The sequence below is a fragment of the Pseudovibrio sp. M1P-2-3 genome (assembly GCF_031501865.1).
Lineage (GTDB): Bacteria > Pseudomonadota > Alphaproteobacteria > Rhizobiales > Stappiaceae > Pseudovibrio > Pseudovibrio corallicola.
The window spans coordinates 343,646-356,940 of the sequence record NZ_JARRCW010000001.1; the positions used below are offsets into that span (position 1 = coordinate 343,646).

The window sequence follows — 13,295 nt, forward strand, 5'->3', positions numbered from 1 at the left end:
AAGTGATGTACTAATTAATAGTTGTAGGCCTGAAAGTATTAGACATGCTGTCCGCCATTGATGTGGATTTCGGCGCCGTTCACGTAGTTGGATGGGGCAGTGCACAGGAAGTAGATGGTTTCCGCAACTTCCGTAGTGGTGCCCAGACGTCGCAACGGGATGGTTTCAACGAGCTTTTCGGTGCCCGGCGACAAGATGGAGGTATCGATTTCACCCGGTGCAATCGCGTTCACCCGAATGCCGTGGGGGCCAAAGTCCGCAGCCATTTCCCGTGTTAGGGATGCCAGTGCGGCTTTTGATGTGGCGTAGGCGGCACCTGCAAAAGGGTGTACTCTGCCCCCTGCAATGGAGGTCACGTTGACGACTGATCCTCGGGCAGCCTTTAGTTCATCAAACAGGCCACGGGCAAGGGTAATCGGCGCAAAGAAATTTACCTGAAAAACATTTTTCCAGACCTCCAGTGGGGTTTCCATGGAGTTGAGCCGCCCGCCCTCTTCGTTTTTGGGGCTGATGCCGGCATTGTTCACAAGGGCTTCCAGCTTGGAGCCGTCCGTGACTAGTCTTTCCTTGATCTGCTCTATGGCCAATTCAAGGTTGTCAGGGTCGCCAAGGTCCACCTGAATATGATCCTCTGGTCCTGATGGCCAAGGGCATTTGACAGAAAACGGATGCCGTGAACAAGTGATAACTCTGTATCCGGCGGAAGAGAATTTTTTTACGGTTGCGTGGCCAATTCCTCTACTCGCACCGGTAAGTACGATTGTTTTTCTATGATTATTTTCTTCATAATTGGTGCTCATAGTGGGTAGACTCTTCACTATAGGTATTGAAACTTGAATATAATAGTCTAGTTTAAAGGGCACACTCAAACACAAAATGCTCTGTGCTTCCCTTCGTGGGGACAACCAAGAAAATCAAATGATCGTTTGTCACTGTAATGTAATTTCTGATGGTGAAGTGCGCAAGGTCGCAAAAGAACTTCATAATTCTCGGGAAGGAGGACTTCCCACACCCGGCGCAGTTTTTAAATGCCTTGGAAAACGCCCCAAATGTGGCGGTTGTTTCAAAACAATCATCAACCTGATCTATGAGGAACAGGTAAACAGTGAGAGTAATGCTGGACAGTAGTTTGGAATTGTTCTAAACTTAAATTCTCTAATTCGTCGAAGGGAATAGTGCCATGAAGGGTGATTCTAAAGTACTGGACTATCTTAATAAAGCTCTACGCCACGAGCTGACAGCCGTTAACCAATACTGGCTGCATTTTCGCCTTCTCGAAGATTGGGGGTTTACCAAGCTTGCGAAAAAAGAGCGCGAAGAATCCATTGAGGAAATGGAACATGCGGACAAGTTGATCGAAAGAATTATTTTCTTGGAAGGCCATCCAAATCTTCAGGCGCTGGATCCCTTGCGGATAGGCCAAAACCTGAAAGAGTGCATTGAGTGTGATCTTGCCGGTGAATACTCTGCCCGTGCCCTTTATAAGGAAGCTCGGGATGTGTGCAAGGATCATGGTGACTATGTAACCATGGATCTCTTTGAAAAGCTGATGGCAGATGAAGAAGGGCATATTGACTTTCTGGAAACTCAGCTGGAGCTTATCGAGAAAATCGGCATTGAACGCTATGGCATGTTACAGGCAACGCCTGCAAGCGAGTGAAGGTAGCCAAGCTCTACTCATAACGACAGTTTAAAAGAAAAGGTCAGTTCTTAGCTGGCCTTTTTCTTTTGTCATTCTTGGATCGGGTAACACCCGTTACTTGCGAGGCTTGGTTCGCCGAGTTGCTTGTTCTTCTAGTGGATTATCGGGCCAAGGGTGGCGAGGATACAGGCCTTTCATATCTGCCTTAACATCGGACCATGACCCTTTCCAGAAACCGGGAAGGTCTTTGGTAACCTGAATTGGTCGTTGGGCGGGGGAGAGAAGTTCCAAGGTTAAGGGGATTGCTCCGCCGCAAATGCTGGGGTGTGTGTTGAGGCCGAAAAGCTCCTGTACCCTTATGGATATCTGTGGCCCTTGAGGGCTATCATAGGTGATAGGGGCTCTGGTTCCGGTTGGGGCTTCAAAGTGAGAGGGAGCCAATCTATCCAGCTCTCCGGCTCGCCCCCACGGTAACAGGGCGGACAGGGCATTGCCAAGATGTTCGGCGGTAATGTGTTCAACAGATGTAAGGCCCGCAAGGTAGGGATGTAGCCACTCAAGATCTTCTTGAAGGGCTTTGTCACTCAAGTCCGGCCACTGGCCTGCTTGCTGGGCGCGCACATAGGCAACGCGTCCGCGTAGCCTTAGTTGATCTTTGGACCAAGGCAATCGGGAAATACTGCGTGAGGACACCAGTTTCAAAAGAGCTTGTGTGATGGCATTTGGATCCGGATTGGCTATCTTTTCCTCTTCTAGAACAACGGCACCAAATTTTGTTAGGCGTGTGGCCACTATTCCCTTTTGAGGGGATAGTTTAACCTCTTCAACCTGTTTGAGGTCGTCCGCAAAGCGCTCAAGAATACTGTTCTTGTCTAGGGGGGCTGCGAGAAGAATTCTTGCCTGAGCTGCGGAACCCTGCATGTCTGCCACCACCAGAAACGGCTGCACAGCCAACGCTTCCGATGCGTCCAGCTGTCCGCCGCGCCCACTTGCCAAGCGAAAGCGCCCCTGGGCTCCGCGTTGCTGGGCAATACGGTCTGGGAATGCATAGGCGAGGATTTCACCAGCGTCTTCGAAATTTGGCTTTTCCCCTTTGCCTGTGCCGACAAGCTTGCTCCATGAAGCGGCAAGCGCTTTGGCGCTCTTTGCCCGAGTGCTGTTTTCCTGCATGAATTGCCGTAACCGTTCTCCAACGTCAACAGCTCGGCCTCCCAGTGCTGGTTCACTTAAAAGCACTGCAATAAGGGCCGCCAGATATTGCTTCCCTTCTTTTGCGGCTTGAATGAGCATATGAGCGAGACGAGGATGTACTGGAAGCTTTGCAAGCTTCTTCCCCTCCCTCGTAATCGCTCCGGTAGCATCCAGCGCGTGTAGGCTTTGCAAGAGCTTTTGGGATTCTGTCCAAGCCGGTATCGGGGGAGGGGTCATGAAGGCGACATGAGAAGGATCGCTCACCCCCCAACTGGCAAGGTCTAGAACAAGGCTGGATAAGTCGCTCTCAAGAATTTGCGGCTTGTCGTCTGCGGGCAGTGCTTTTGTTTGGGCCTCATCCCACAGGCGGTAGCACACGCCCGGTTCTGTTCGCCCGGCGCGGCCCCGGCGTTGATCTGCTGTCGCACGGGAGGTTCTCACAGTTACAAGGCGAGAGAGGGCATGTTGTGGGTCAAACTGGCTAGTGCGGGTGAGTCCGCTGTCTATGACAACACGAATTCCTTGAATAGTGAGGGAAGTCTGGGCGATAGAAGTAGTGAGAACCACCTTACGCCGCCCTTGCGCTGCTGGTTTTATTGCGGCGTCCTGTTCCTTAAAGTCCAGAGCCCCATAAAGAGGGGCTATGTCAACATTGGTGGGTAGTTTGCTTGAGAGCAGATCTTTGACGCGGTGTATTTCCCCCTGCCCAGGCAGGAAGACCAGAAGGGAGCCGACTTCTTCCTTTAGAGCCAGCCGAATGGCTGCTACTACCTGATCTTCAATATACTTGCTGCTACTGCGCCCCAAATAGCGGGTCTCAACGGGAAACTGGCGTCCTTCGCAAGTAATCACGGGTGCGTCATCCAAAAGTTTGGAGACGCCAACCGCGTCCAACGTGGCGGACATGGGCATAATCCGCAGGTCATCGCGCAGGGCCTGCTGTACGTCGATTGCAAGGGCCAGGCCCAGATCCGCCTCTAATGAACGCTCGTGAAATTCGTCGAACAGGATAGCAGCCACATTAGAAAGCTCCGGATCTTGAAGCATTTGGCGGATGAAGACCCCTTCTGTGACCACCTCGATAATTGTTTTATCGGAAATAGCTGAATCCATCCGCACTCGGTAACCAACTCGCTCGCCGACTTTTTCTCCAAGGCTTTGGGCCATGCGCCTTGCTGCAGCACGGGCCGCGAGGCGGCGGGGTTCAAGTACGATGACCTTCTTGTCCTGCCTCCACAGGACGTCAAGGAGTGCCAAAGGAACCCGAGTGGTTTTACCTGCTCCTGGCTCAGCTACTAAAACAGCACTGGGAGATTGTTCCAGTTGTTTGAGCAGAGTCGGAATTACGCTTTCAATTGGGAGATCTGAGGCAGTCATGAATACAGTTTTTCAAGAGTAAGGGGAAGTATTGCCAGTCTATATGGACCAGTGCCGCTGTTGTATGTCCACAAGGTATTCATCGGGATTGCGGGCAAACACCGCTAGTCCCTCAAGTGCGGGGTTTGGGTGGTCTACGATGAAGGTTGGAATTTGACGCATGATGGCGTCATGGGGCGCTTTAGCCTCAAAGTTTTTGCGAAAGTTCCCTTGCAAAAGGTACTTTGAAATTTTGGGAGGTATTCCTCCCGCAAGATAAATCCCACCTTTGGCAAGGGTTGTGAGAGCAAAGTCACCAGCAATGCGCCCAAGTGCCGCGCAGAATATATCCATAACTTCCAGCGCGATTGGGTCATCATTGTCAGCGGCTTCCACAAGGTCCGCCGGTTTCTGAAAAGTACGATGCTCTTGCCTTTCGGCCAAAACTGCCTTTGTTAACCGCAAGAGGCCACTGCCACACAGGATTTGTTCCGCACCAATGCGCCCGCCGATGCGCTCGATGTGAGGCCAGATGTTATAGTCCCTCTTGCTTACAGGTGCCAGCTCTACATGCCCGCCCTCACCAGGGACTGGTATCCATTTGCCGCAGGAGTAAATCATAGCGGCGGCTCCAAGTCCGGTGCCCGGCCCTAAAACAAATTTTGTTGCCTTGTGGCCCTCATCAGGTCCCCCCAATGAAATAAGGTCCTGACGACCCAAGTGGGGAAGGGCAAGTGCTTGCGCTTCAAAGTCATTGAGCACGAATACAGACTTTAATTTAAGCTTCTCAATCGCTGCAAGAGGCATGATGAGCCACTCAGCGTTGGTCAGGCGAATACAGTCACCGGTAACCGGGCCCGCAACGGCGATGATGGCTGTTCGTGGTTGGGGGCTTTTGTTTTCAGCAATTATCGTTTGGGCAGCATCTTCAAAAGTTTTGTGTGATGCCGTTTCCGTTTGTCCAATTGCTTGGGTGGCGTGCGCGGCGCTTTCCACGATGGAAAAGCGCGCATTAGTACCGCCGATGTCCGCAACTAGAACTGGAAACTCAATTTCTTGCGAAATCGCTGAAACAGTCATGGTTTTTGAGCCTATACAATTTCAGGAGTGGTGGTTGATGTGGTGGAAAGGCCAGCAAGACGTGTGGATCTGAGCACAATCCCAGCGGTACTGCGATTCAACGCCATCGGAATATCGTAGACAAGGGCCAGACGCATGAGAGCTTTCACATCTACATCGTGGGGCATAGGGGAAAGAGGATCAACAAAAAAGAACAGCCCGTCCAGGGTTCCCTCTGCAATCATTGCGCCGATTTGCTGGTCTCCTCCAAGCGGGCCGCTTTTCATGCGCGTGATGGAGAGGTGTGGGCAGGCCTCTTGAATACGGTTTCCAGTTGTGCCTGTAGCAAACAGGTCATAATCCGCAAGTTTTTCCTGATGGTTAACGGCAAAAGATACCATTTCTTCTTTTTTGGCGTCATGGGCGATTAGAGCCAAGGCTCTCTTCTTTGTCATGGAAACGTCCCCGAGTTCTCAATGGGTGTCATGTGCGCGTGCAGGTTTAACCTTTGTGTGGAGTTGTGAAAAGCTAAAAGATACTGAATGAGGTGTGGGGGAAACACATACCTCATTCTATTTAGGAGAGATTGCCGCATACTGACAGTCTAGTTGAATAGTGAGCAGGATATGGGCTCCCGAGGTTCGCTGACTTGAACTAGTGTGGATTTTTCTTTCGCCAAGTCCGCAATCTCAAGAACAAGCTTCATGCGGATAGAATCTGCAAAAGCTTCCTTAGATCTCACGGGTATGGCAAAAGCTCCCGGACCTCCAATGACACAATCTTCATAGTAGTGATCCAGATGCAGCATAGATTGCCACGAGATACTCTCTTCTTTGAGTATTAGTGGCAGTCCGTTGATGGTAATGCCGCGAGAAACTGCAAAATCTCTCGCTTTTGTGACAGCACCTCCCTGATTGTTGGGGCCATCACCCGATAAATCAATAACCCGCCTCATACCTGCAAATTGGTTGGTCTCAATCAGCTGGGCGGCGGCGGCAAGAGCGCTTGAAATTGAAGTGCGCTGAACTCTGCGTAACGGCGCTTCAGCAATCGTATTGGCAAAAACGTAGGCGGACTTCTCATCCTCGATGATAGACCAATCAGCAACTATAAACTGTTCGCTTTTCCCACCCCATTCCATGTAAGTGATGGCGATGCGTCCAATTGGGCCGTATTGAATGGCTGCTACAACTTCTTCAGAGGTGAGCGCAGCTATGTATCCCTCTCTTTGTATTTTTTGTTCATCGGGGTCCATGCTTTGGGAGATGTCAACGGCAAGGACAAGCTCCAGATCAACCTCGTTTTCTATAGTGAGGCTTGTGTCAAAACTGGTTGCATGAGAAGGCTGGGGGAGAGTGAAGGCCGTTAGACAGGCAAACGCAAGGAGCCAGGGGAGGTCCTTTGTGCAAGTGGATCGCATAGCGAGCCTCCTTAAAATTAAGGGTAGGGCTTTTATTTCTCCCCCAACCCATTTTATTTTTTTAGGTAACTCAGCTTGTTTACGCTGTACTTATTGCCGAAATTCTTGGCAATGAAACAAAACTAGCGTCTCTCTCAACTAGAATAACTTAATTCAATTTAGTGTAGTTTACATCTCTAGGTTATATTTAGTAAATATTGTAAATTTATGAGTATAATATATCTATTTTACAATGTTTTATTGTAAGTAGTTATTTCTATGTTTCGTGAGTGTGTTTTACTAGTTATTATTATTTGTAAACTACCTGTGGCTTGGTTGGTTTGCCAAGAATGTACATATTTGTGTTTATAAACTATACATTTATAGTTGCTAATTAAGTGGTTTGGTGTGGTGATTGGCCGCATTATTCCCGCTATATTCTTGGGTTGAACAAATTAAACTGAATATCTCTCCATGAATTTGCTTGACGGACAAATAACTGTAATGCAAATGTGGGGGTGAAAAAAATCTCAGTGAATGAATAATTATTCGCGATGGCGTTGAGTGGGGCGTTTTGAGAGGTTTTGGTCACTTTGGGGAGATGAGGTGTAGGTTGTGAAGCCGGAAGACTGGACTACTTCGCTCGCAATTCGAGCTGCTTGGCTATCTTTTATTGGTCGGTCGACACAGGGGGAGATCGCGGAGCGTCTTGGCGTGTCTCCCGCTAAGGTTCATCGTCTTATTTCTCATGCTCAAAAGCAGGGATTGATCAAGTTCTATATCGATGCGCGCCCCTCCGAGTGTATGGAGCTGGAACAGGAGCTTGCTCAGGCTTTGGGCTTGAAGAACTGTTTTATCGCGCCGAACTTGGGCAGTGCTGACTATGGATCCTCTGACAGTCCGTTTGCAGCAGTAGCTTCTTTTGCAGGTCAGTATTTGAATTCACTTTTGTCAGCTCCCTCAGTTAAACGTATCGGTGTCGGTATGGGCCGTACGCTAAAGGCGACCATTGAGGCGATGCCGGGGCTGCAACGGCCGGACCTTGAGATTGTATCAATTTCAGGTTCTTTAACTCGCCGCCTTTCAGCCAACCCTTACGATGTGGTTCAACAACTACAAAGCGTTGTCGGCGGAGAAGGGTTCTACCTGCCTGTGCCTTATTTGGCGGAATCCATTGAAGAGCGGGATAACTATCTCTCCCATCGTTCGGTGCAGGAATTACTGGGCAAGGCAAAGAAATCGGATTTGTTTGTTGTTGGTATAGGCTCTGTTGAGGCTGATGGTCACTTAGTGAAGCACAGGCTGATCAATGAAGAAGAGCTTGAGGAGTTGACGGGGACAGTTGCATGTAGCGACCTTGTTGGGCGCTTTCTTGATGTGGATGGATCCCCTGTAGAGACAAGTCTCAACCAGAAGTCTGTTGGCTTGGGGCCTGAAGACCTTAAAGGTGCGCGGGTCGTGGCTATTTCTGGAGGGGTCGGTAAAGCAAAGGCGACTATTGGCGCCGCGCGTGCAGGTACTATTACAGATCTTGTCATTGATGAATGTCTTGCTAAAGCAATGCTGGCTTTGCTCAACCAAGAAGCAGTCGAGCTCGTTTAACAGTTAGGCAAGGGCCTGAATACAGAATTCTTTCCCGCAAGGGAAAGGGCAATAAGAGGAAGAAACAGTGAAAACAACAATCGTTGGAGCAGCGGCACTTGCTGCACTTATGTCCACCGCAGCTATGGCTGACGCAATCAAGCCGGGTCTGGTCTATGATTTCGGTGGTCGTAATGACCGTTCCTTCAATCAGTCTGCCTACACTGGTGCTGAAGCATATAAAGCACGTACAGGAACAGCATTCCGTGACTTTGAAATCCAGAATGCGTCCCAAAGTGAGCAGGCTATGCGCAACTTTGCTCGTCGTGGTCTGGACCCAATCGTTGTTATCGGGTTCTCTCAAGCAGGGGCGCTTGAAAAAGTTGCGAAGGAATTCCCTGATACTCGCTTTGCAATCGTAGATTCTGTTGTTGATCTGCCAAACGTACGCTCTATTGTCTTCAAGGAAGAGCAGGGCTCCTACCTCGTTGGTATGCTGGCAGCTATGTCTTCCAAATCCGGTAAGGTCGGCTTTATCGGTGGTATGGATATTCCTCTGATCCGCAAGTTTGCTTGTGGTTATAAGCAAGGTGTTCTGGCTGCGAACCCGGATGCCGAAATTATCGAAAATATGACTGGTACAACCGGTTCTGCATGGACTGACCCTGTAAAGGGCGGTGAGCTTGCTAAGTCTCAGTTTTCTCAGGGCGTAGATGTTGTCTTCCACGCAGCTGGTGCAACTGGTGTTGGTGTGCTTCAGGCAGCTGCTGATCAGGGCAAGTTGGGTATCGGTGTAGATTCCAACCAGAATTACCTGCATCCGGGCTCCGTTCTTACATCTATGGTGAAGTCTGTTGATATTGCTGTCGATAAAGCATTCGATGATGCCGCAAACGGAAACTGGAGCACTGGCGTTCAAGTGCTTGGCCTTGAAGAAAGCGGCGTGTCTTTTGCGCTTGACGAATTCAACAAGGACCTGATTTCCGAAGATATGATGAAAGCGGTTGAAGCTGCAAAGGCTGACATCATTTCCGGTAAAGTCGTTGTACAGGATTACATGGCCGAGAACACTTGTTCTTACTAATTAACGGTGCTGCACCCGTCGCTTTTATAGGCGGCGGGTGTCGCTCTTTACTTTTGAATACAGAGAATTTTGGGCTTCCTATAGCTTGATTTTGTAGGTGTGACCCGTGGTTCTCAGAGGTGACAAACTGAGCTTATCGATAATGTACTGACTTGGACCTACCGAACTCTGGGGCTCCTGCAAGGGCGTTTGGTAAAGTACTAGATGAGTGACAGTAAAACAGTTGCTTTAAGCGACACCCTACTAGATCAGAAGGGCCAAAAGGCTATGACTGATAAAAACGTGCCTGCAATTGAGCTGAGCGGCATCAATAAAAGTTTCGGGCCAGTTCATGCGAACAAGGATATCAACCTTGTCGTTGGCAAAGGTTCAATTCACGGTATCGTCGGGGAGAATGGTGCGGGCAAGTCCACGCTCATGTCTATTCTCTACGGTTTTTACACTGCTGACAGCGGTACAATTCAAATTGACGGCAAGACTGTAACCATTCAGGATTCAAAGGCTGCGATTGAATATGGTATCGGCATGGTTCATCAGCACTTTATGCTGGTTGATCCCTTTACTGTTGTAGAAAATGTTATGCTGGGCGCTGAAGGTGGTGCGCTTCTGAAGGGCGGTATTGATAAGGCCCGCAAGGAGCTGCAGCGTCTGGCTGACGAATATGACATGAAGGTTGATCCCGACGCGGTTGTCGGTGAACTCTCTGTTGGCTTGCAGCAGCGGGTTGAAATTCTCAAGGCGCTTTACCGGGGCGCTGATATTCTGATTCTTGATGAGCCGACTGGTGTTTTGACACCAGCTGAGGCAGATCACCTGTTCCGCATTCTACGTGTTTTGCGAGATCAGGGTAAAACCGTTCTGATCATTACTCATAAGTTGCGCGAGATTATGGATGTCACTGACGCGGTTTCCGTTATGCGCCGCGGCACTATTGTTGCCAGCCGGAAAACCGCTGAAACATCCATGACAGAACTGGCGGAACTGATGGTTGGTCGGTCTGTTCTTTTGGAAGTTGAGAAGGGCGAAGCCAACCCAGGAAAAACCTTGCTTCAGGTTGAAAACCTGAATGTACGTGATGATCGCGGTGTTATGCGGGTCAAGGACGTGAGTTTTGAAGTGAAGGCTGGTGAAATCCTCGGAATTGCGGGTGTTTCCGGTAACGGTCAGTCAGAGCTTCTTGAGGCTATCTCCGGCATAACTCGCGCTGAAACGGGTAAAATGGACCTTGCTGGACAGAATGTTGATTTGAGCGCACGGCATGATGCCAGTGAAATGCGCCAGATGGGCATGAGCCATGTGCCGGAAGATCGCCACAAAATGGGTTTGGTGACCAGCTTTACCGAGCTGGAAAACTCCATTTTGGGCTATCACCGCGAACCTAAGTACAGCAAAGGCATGTTGCTGGATTTCGATGTTATTCGCAAGGAAGCCAATGAGCGTATCGAAAAGTATGATATTCGCCCGCCAAATTGTGATCTGAAAGCCGCAAAATTCTCCGGTGGTAACCAGCAGAAGGTTGTTCTGGCCCGTGAGATTGAACGGGACCCTGATGTTCTGCTGATCGGCCAGCCAACACGCGGTGTGGATATTGGTGCCATCGAATACATCCATAAACGGATTATTGAAATGCGCGATGCTGGTAAGGCGGTTCTGCTTGTCTCGGTTGAACTGGATGAAATCCGTTCACTGTCAGACCGCATCATTGTCATGTTTGATGGAAACGTTGTTGGTGAGCGTGGCCCGGATGCAACTGAACAAGAGCTGGGCTTACTTATGGCGGGTGTGAATGAGGAGAGCGCTGCATGAGAACGCCCTCTTCTATGATTAATTTGGAATACGGCCTTCTAAAGGCCAGCCTACATAAATACGGAGCGTCAATGCTCAGGGAGGCTATCGGGTATGAGTAAGGGGCAACTACCACGTTGGGTGGATTACGGGCTACTGCCTGCCCTCAACCTTATTGCTGCGTTCGTTGTTTCAGGTCTTGTCGTTGTCTTGATCGGCGAAAACCCTTTCGAAGCTGTTAAATGGCTTGTCTGGGGTGCTTTGGGATATGGAGAGGGGGTTGGTTTTACCCTTTTCTATGCAACAAACTTTGTCTTTACCGGCTTAGCCGTAGCTGTGGCATTCCAAGCTGGTCTGTTCAACATCGGCGGTGAAGGTCAGGCCTATGTGGGGGGACTTGGTATTGCTCTGGCCTGTCTGGCGCTTGGTAACTATGTGCCGTGGTGGGTCACAATGCCATTCGCCGTCATTGGCGGAGCCCTTTTTGGCGCTGCTTGGGCATTTATCCCCGCGTGGCTACAAGCAAAACGTGGTTCACATATCGTTATTACAACGATTATGTTCAACTTCATCGCTGCATCCTTGATGGTGTATCTGCTGGCAAACGTTTTGATCCCTCCTGGATCTATGCAGCCTGCGACAGCCTTCTTTGCAGAAGGTGGCCAACTTCCCCTGCTACGCAATGTCTTCCCAGGGTTTAATTTGGGCCAATCCCCGCTCAATCTGGCTGTGTTTGTTGCTCTGGCGGCTTGCCTTTTCGTCTGGTTCTTGATCTGGCGTACAAAGCTTGGCTATGAAATTCGTACATTTGGAGCGAACCCGACTGCAGCTGTTTATGCCGGGATCTCTCCTGTTCGCATTACAGTTGTGACCATGCTTATTTCCGGTGGCTTAGCTGGCCTCATGGGAATGAACGAGGTGATGGGCGCACAGAACCGCTTACTGCTGGACTTTACAGCTGGTTACGGCTTCGTGGGTATCGCTGTGGCCCTTATGGGGCGCGGTCACCCTATCGGTATTATTCTGGCGTCTCTTCTGTTTGGCATGCTCTATCAGGGCGGCGCGGAACTGGCCTTTGAAATTCCAGCAATCACACGTGACATGATTGTGGTTATTCAGGCTTTGGTTATTTTGTTCGCAGGGGCTTTGGAGCATTTGTTCCGTCCTGCTGTTGTATCCTTTTTTGACCGGTTCGCCGGTGATAAAACTGCAGCATAAGGGAGCGGTCTATGTTTGACATACTAATTCAGATGCTCGACAGCACACTGCGCCTTTCTACGCCGCTGCTGTTCGCATCACTTGCCGGTTTGTTTTCAGAACGTTCCGGTGTCGTAGATATCGGGCTTGAAGGTAAAATGCTGGGCGCAGCGTTTGCGGCTGGTGCTGCTGCATATATCTCAGGCAATCCTTGGGTGGGCTTACTGGCAGCTATTCTGGTTTCCATCGGCCTAGCATTGGTGCATGGCTATGCATCTATTACTCAGCGCGGTAACCAAGTTGTTGCGGGTGTTGCCATCAACTTTCTTGCGGCGGGTCTGAGTGTTCTGCTGGGGCAGGCTTGGTTCAACCAAGGTGGCCGCACACCTCAGCTTTCCAAGGAAGCACGCTTTACCGACATCACTCTTCCTTTTGCCGATACGGTGAAAGATGTGCCGGTCTTGGGCCCAATCTACAGCGAGTTGATTTCTGGTCATAACCTACTGGTTTACTTGTCACTTCTATCCGTTCCGATTGTGTGGTGGATTGTATTTCGCACGCGCTTTGGTCTTCGCCTTCGCGCCGTTGGTGAAAGCCCGCATGCAGTTGATACTGCAGGTATCTCCGTTGCGTGGCTGCGCTATCGCGCCATGATCTTATGTGGTGTGATGTGTGGTTTTGCTGGTGCATACCTCTCCATCGCACAGTCCGCTGGTTTCATTAAGGATATGAGTGCGGGTAAAGGCTTTATTGCGCTGGCTGCGTTGATTTTCGCCAAATGGAAACCTGTCAACGCCATGTTTACATGTCTTCTGTTCGGGTTCCTAGATGTGGTTGCCATCCGTATGGAAGGTGTTGACCTTCCTGTTGTTGGTGAAGTGCCAGTGCAGGTGTTCCAAGCCCTGCCTTATATCCTGACAGTTATCCTGCTTGCTGGCTTTATTGGTCGTGCAATTCCGCCAAAAGCCTCCGGTATTCCATACGTGAAGGAGCGCACATAA

At 50.0% G+C, this 13,295-nt stretch carries 12 protein-coding genes; 7 read left to right on the forward strand and 5 right to left on the reverse strand.

Annotated elements, in window-relative coordinates:
• Positions 1 to 38 precede the first annotated feature (38 nt).
• Positions 39 to 800: an SDR family NAD(P)-dependent oxidoreductase gene (locus P6574_RS01665; protein ID WP_310618665.1), complete on the reverse strand. Its 762-nt coding sequence runs from the start codon at positions 798 to 800 to the stop codon at positions 39 to 41.
• A gap of 76 nt (positions 801 to 876) precedes the next feature.
• Between P6574_RS01665 and P6574_RS01670 the strand changes: the two genes are divergently transcribed.
• Complete coding sequence (locus tag P6574_RS01670; RefSeq protein ID WP_310618666.1) at positions 877 to 1,128, forward strand: (2Fe-2S)-binding protein; 252 nt, start codon at positions 877 to 879, stop codon at positions 1,126 to 1,128.
• 52 nt (positions 1,129 to 1,180) lie between these two features.
• Entirely contained in the window at positions 1,181 to 1,660 is a 480-nt protein-coding gene (gene bfr / locus P6574_RS01675) for a bacterioferritin (protein WP_310618667.1), read from the forward strand.
• A gap of 96 nt (positions 1,661 to 1,756) precedes the next feature.
• On the opposite strand, the gene hrpB is transcribed toward bfr, so the two are convergent.
• From hrpB to P6574_RS01695, 4 genes are all read right to left on the reverse strand, one after another.
• Complete coding sequence (gene hrpB / locus P6574_RS01680; RefSeq protein WP_310618668.1) at positions 1,757 to 4,210, reverse strand: ATP-dependent helicase HrpB; 2,454 nt, start codon at positions 4,208 to 4,210, stop codon at positions 1,757 to 1,759.
• Positions 4,211 to 4,249: 39 nt separating this feature from the next.
• Positions 4,250 to 5,269: a glucokinase gene (gene glk, locus P6574_RS01685; protein WP_310618669.1), complete on the reverse strand. Its 1,020-nt coding sequence runs from the start codon at positions 5,267 to 5,269 to the stop codon at positions 4,250 to 4,252.
• A gap of 11 nt (positions 5,270 to 5,280) precedes the next feature.
• A complete protein-coding gene (locus tag P6574_RS01690) occupies positions 5,281 to 5,703 on the reverse strand; it encodes a methylglyoxal synthase (protein WP_310618670.1) in 423 nt (140 codons plus the stop codon).
• 149 nt (positions 5,704 to 5,852) lie between these two features.
• Positions 5,853 to 6,668 carry a DUF1194 domain-containing protein gene (locus P6574_RS01695; RefSeq protein ID WP_310618671.1) on the reverse strand — a complete coding sequence of 272 codons (816 nt, stop codon included), beginning with the start codon at positions 6,666 to 6,668 and terminating at the stop codon, positions 5,853 to 5,855.
• Between the two features lie 594 nt (positions 6,669 to 7,262).
• On the opposite strand from P6574_RS01695, the gene P6574_RS01700 reads away from it, so the two are divergent.
• From P6574_RS01700 to P6574_RS01720, 5 genes are all read left to right on the forward strand, one after another.
• Positions 7,263 to 8,249, forward strand: a complete 987-nt coding sequence (locus P6574_RS01700; RefSeq protein WP_310618672.1) for a sugar-binding transcriptional regulator — start codon at positions 7,263 to 7,265, stop codon at positions 8,247 to 8,249.
• Positions 8,250 to 8,358: 109 nt separating this feature from the next.
• The gene (locus P6574_RS01705; protein WP_310622082.1) at positions 8,359 to 9,312 is read left to right on the forward strand and encodes a BMP family lipoprotein; all 954 of its coding nucleotides are present in this window, start codon (positions 8,359 to 8,361) and stop codon (positions 9,310 to 9,312) included.
• 267 nt (positions 9,313 to 9,579) lie between these two features.
• A complete protein-coding gene (locus P6574_RS01710; RefSeq protein ID WP_310622083.1) occupies positions 9,580 to 11,118 on the forward strand; it encodes an ABC transporter ATP-binding protein in 1,539 nt (512 codons plus the stop codon).
• Between the two features lie 93 nt (positions 11,119 to 11,211).
• Positions 11,212 to 12,315 carry an ABC transporter permease gene (locus P6574_RS01715; protein WP_310618673.1) on the forward strand — a complete coding sequence of 368 codons (1,104 nt, stop codon included), beginning with the start codon at positions 11,212 to 11,214 and terminating at the stop codon, positions 12,313 to 12,315.
• 11 nt (positions 12,316 to 12,326) lie between these two features.
• Positions 12,327 to 13,295 carry an ABC transporter permease gene (locus tag P6574_RS01720; protein ID WP_310618674.1) on the forward strand — a complete coding sequence of 323 codons (969 nt, stop codon included), beginning with the start codon at positions 12,327 to 12,329 and terminating at the stop codon, positions 13,293 to 13,295.

Bases quoted from the DNA above. Each gene is read 5' to 3' on its own strand.
- P6574_RS01665 (WP_310618665.1), bottom strand. From the start codon at position 800: ATGAGCACCAATTATGAAGAAAATAATCATAGAAAAACAATCGTACTT.
- P6574_RS01670 (WP_310618666.1), top strand. From the start codon at position 877: ATGCTCTGTGCTTCCCTTCGTGGGGACAACCAAGAAAATCAAATGATC.
- bfr (WP_310618667.1), top strand. From the start codon at position 1,181: ATGAAGGGTGATTCTAAAGTACTGGACTATCTTAATAAAGCTCTACGC.
- hrpB (WP_310618668.1), bottom strand. From the start codon at position 4,210: ATGACTGCCTCAGATCTCCCAATTGAAAGCGTAATTCCGACTCTGCTC.
- glk (WP_310618669.1), bottom strand. From the start codon at position 5,269: ATGACTGTTTCAGCGATTTCGCAAGAAATTGAGTTTCCAGTTCTAGTT.
- P6574_RS01690 (WP_310618670.1), bottom strand. From the start codon at position 5,703: ATGACAAAGAAGAGAGCCTTGGCTCTAATCGCCCATGACGCCAAAAAA.
- P6574_RS01695 (WP_310618671.1), bottom strand. From the start codon at position 6,668: ATGCGATCCACTTGCACAAAGGACCTCCCCTGGCTCCTTGCGTTTGCC.
- P6574_RS01705 (WP_310622082.1), top strand. From the start codon at position 8,359: ATGTCCACCGCAGCTATGGCTGACGCAATCAAGCCGGGTCTGGTCTAT.
- P6574_RS01710 (WP_310622083.1), top strand. From the start codon at position 9,580: ATGACTGATAAAAACGTGCCTGCAATTGAGCTGAGCGGCATCAATAAA.
- P6574_RS01715 (WP_310618673.1), top strand. From the start codon at position 11,212: ATGAGTAAGGGGCAACTACCACGTTGGGTGGATTACGGGCTACTGCCT.
- P6574_RS01720 (WP_310618674.1), top strand. From the start codon at position 12,327: ATGTTTGACATACTAATTCAGATGCTCGACAGCACACTGCGCCTTTCT.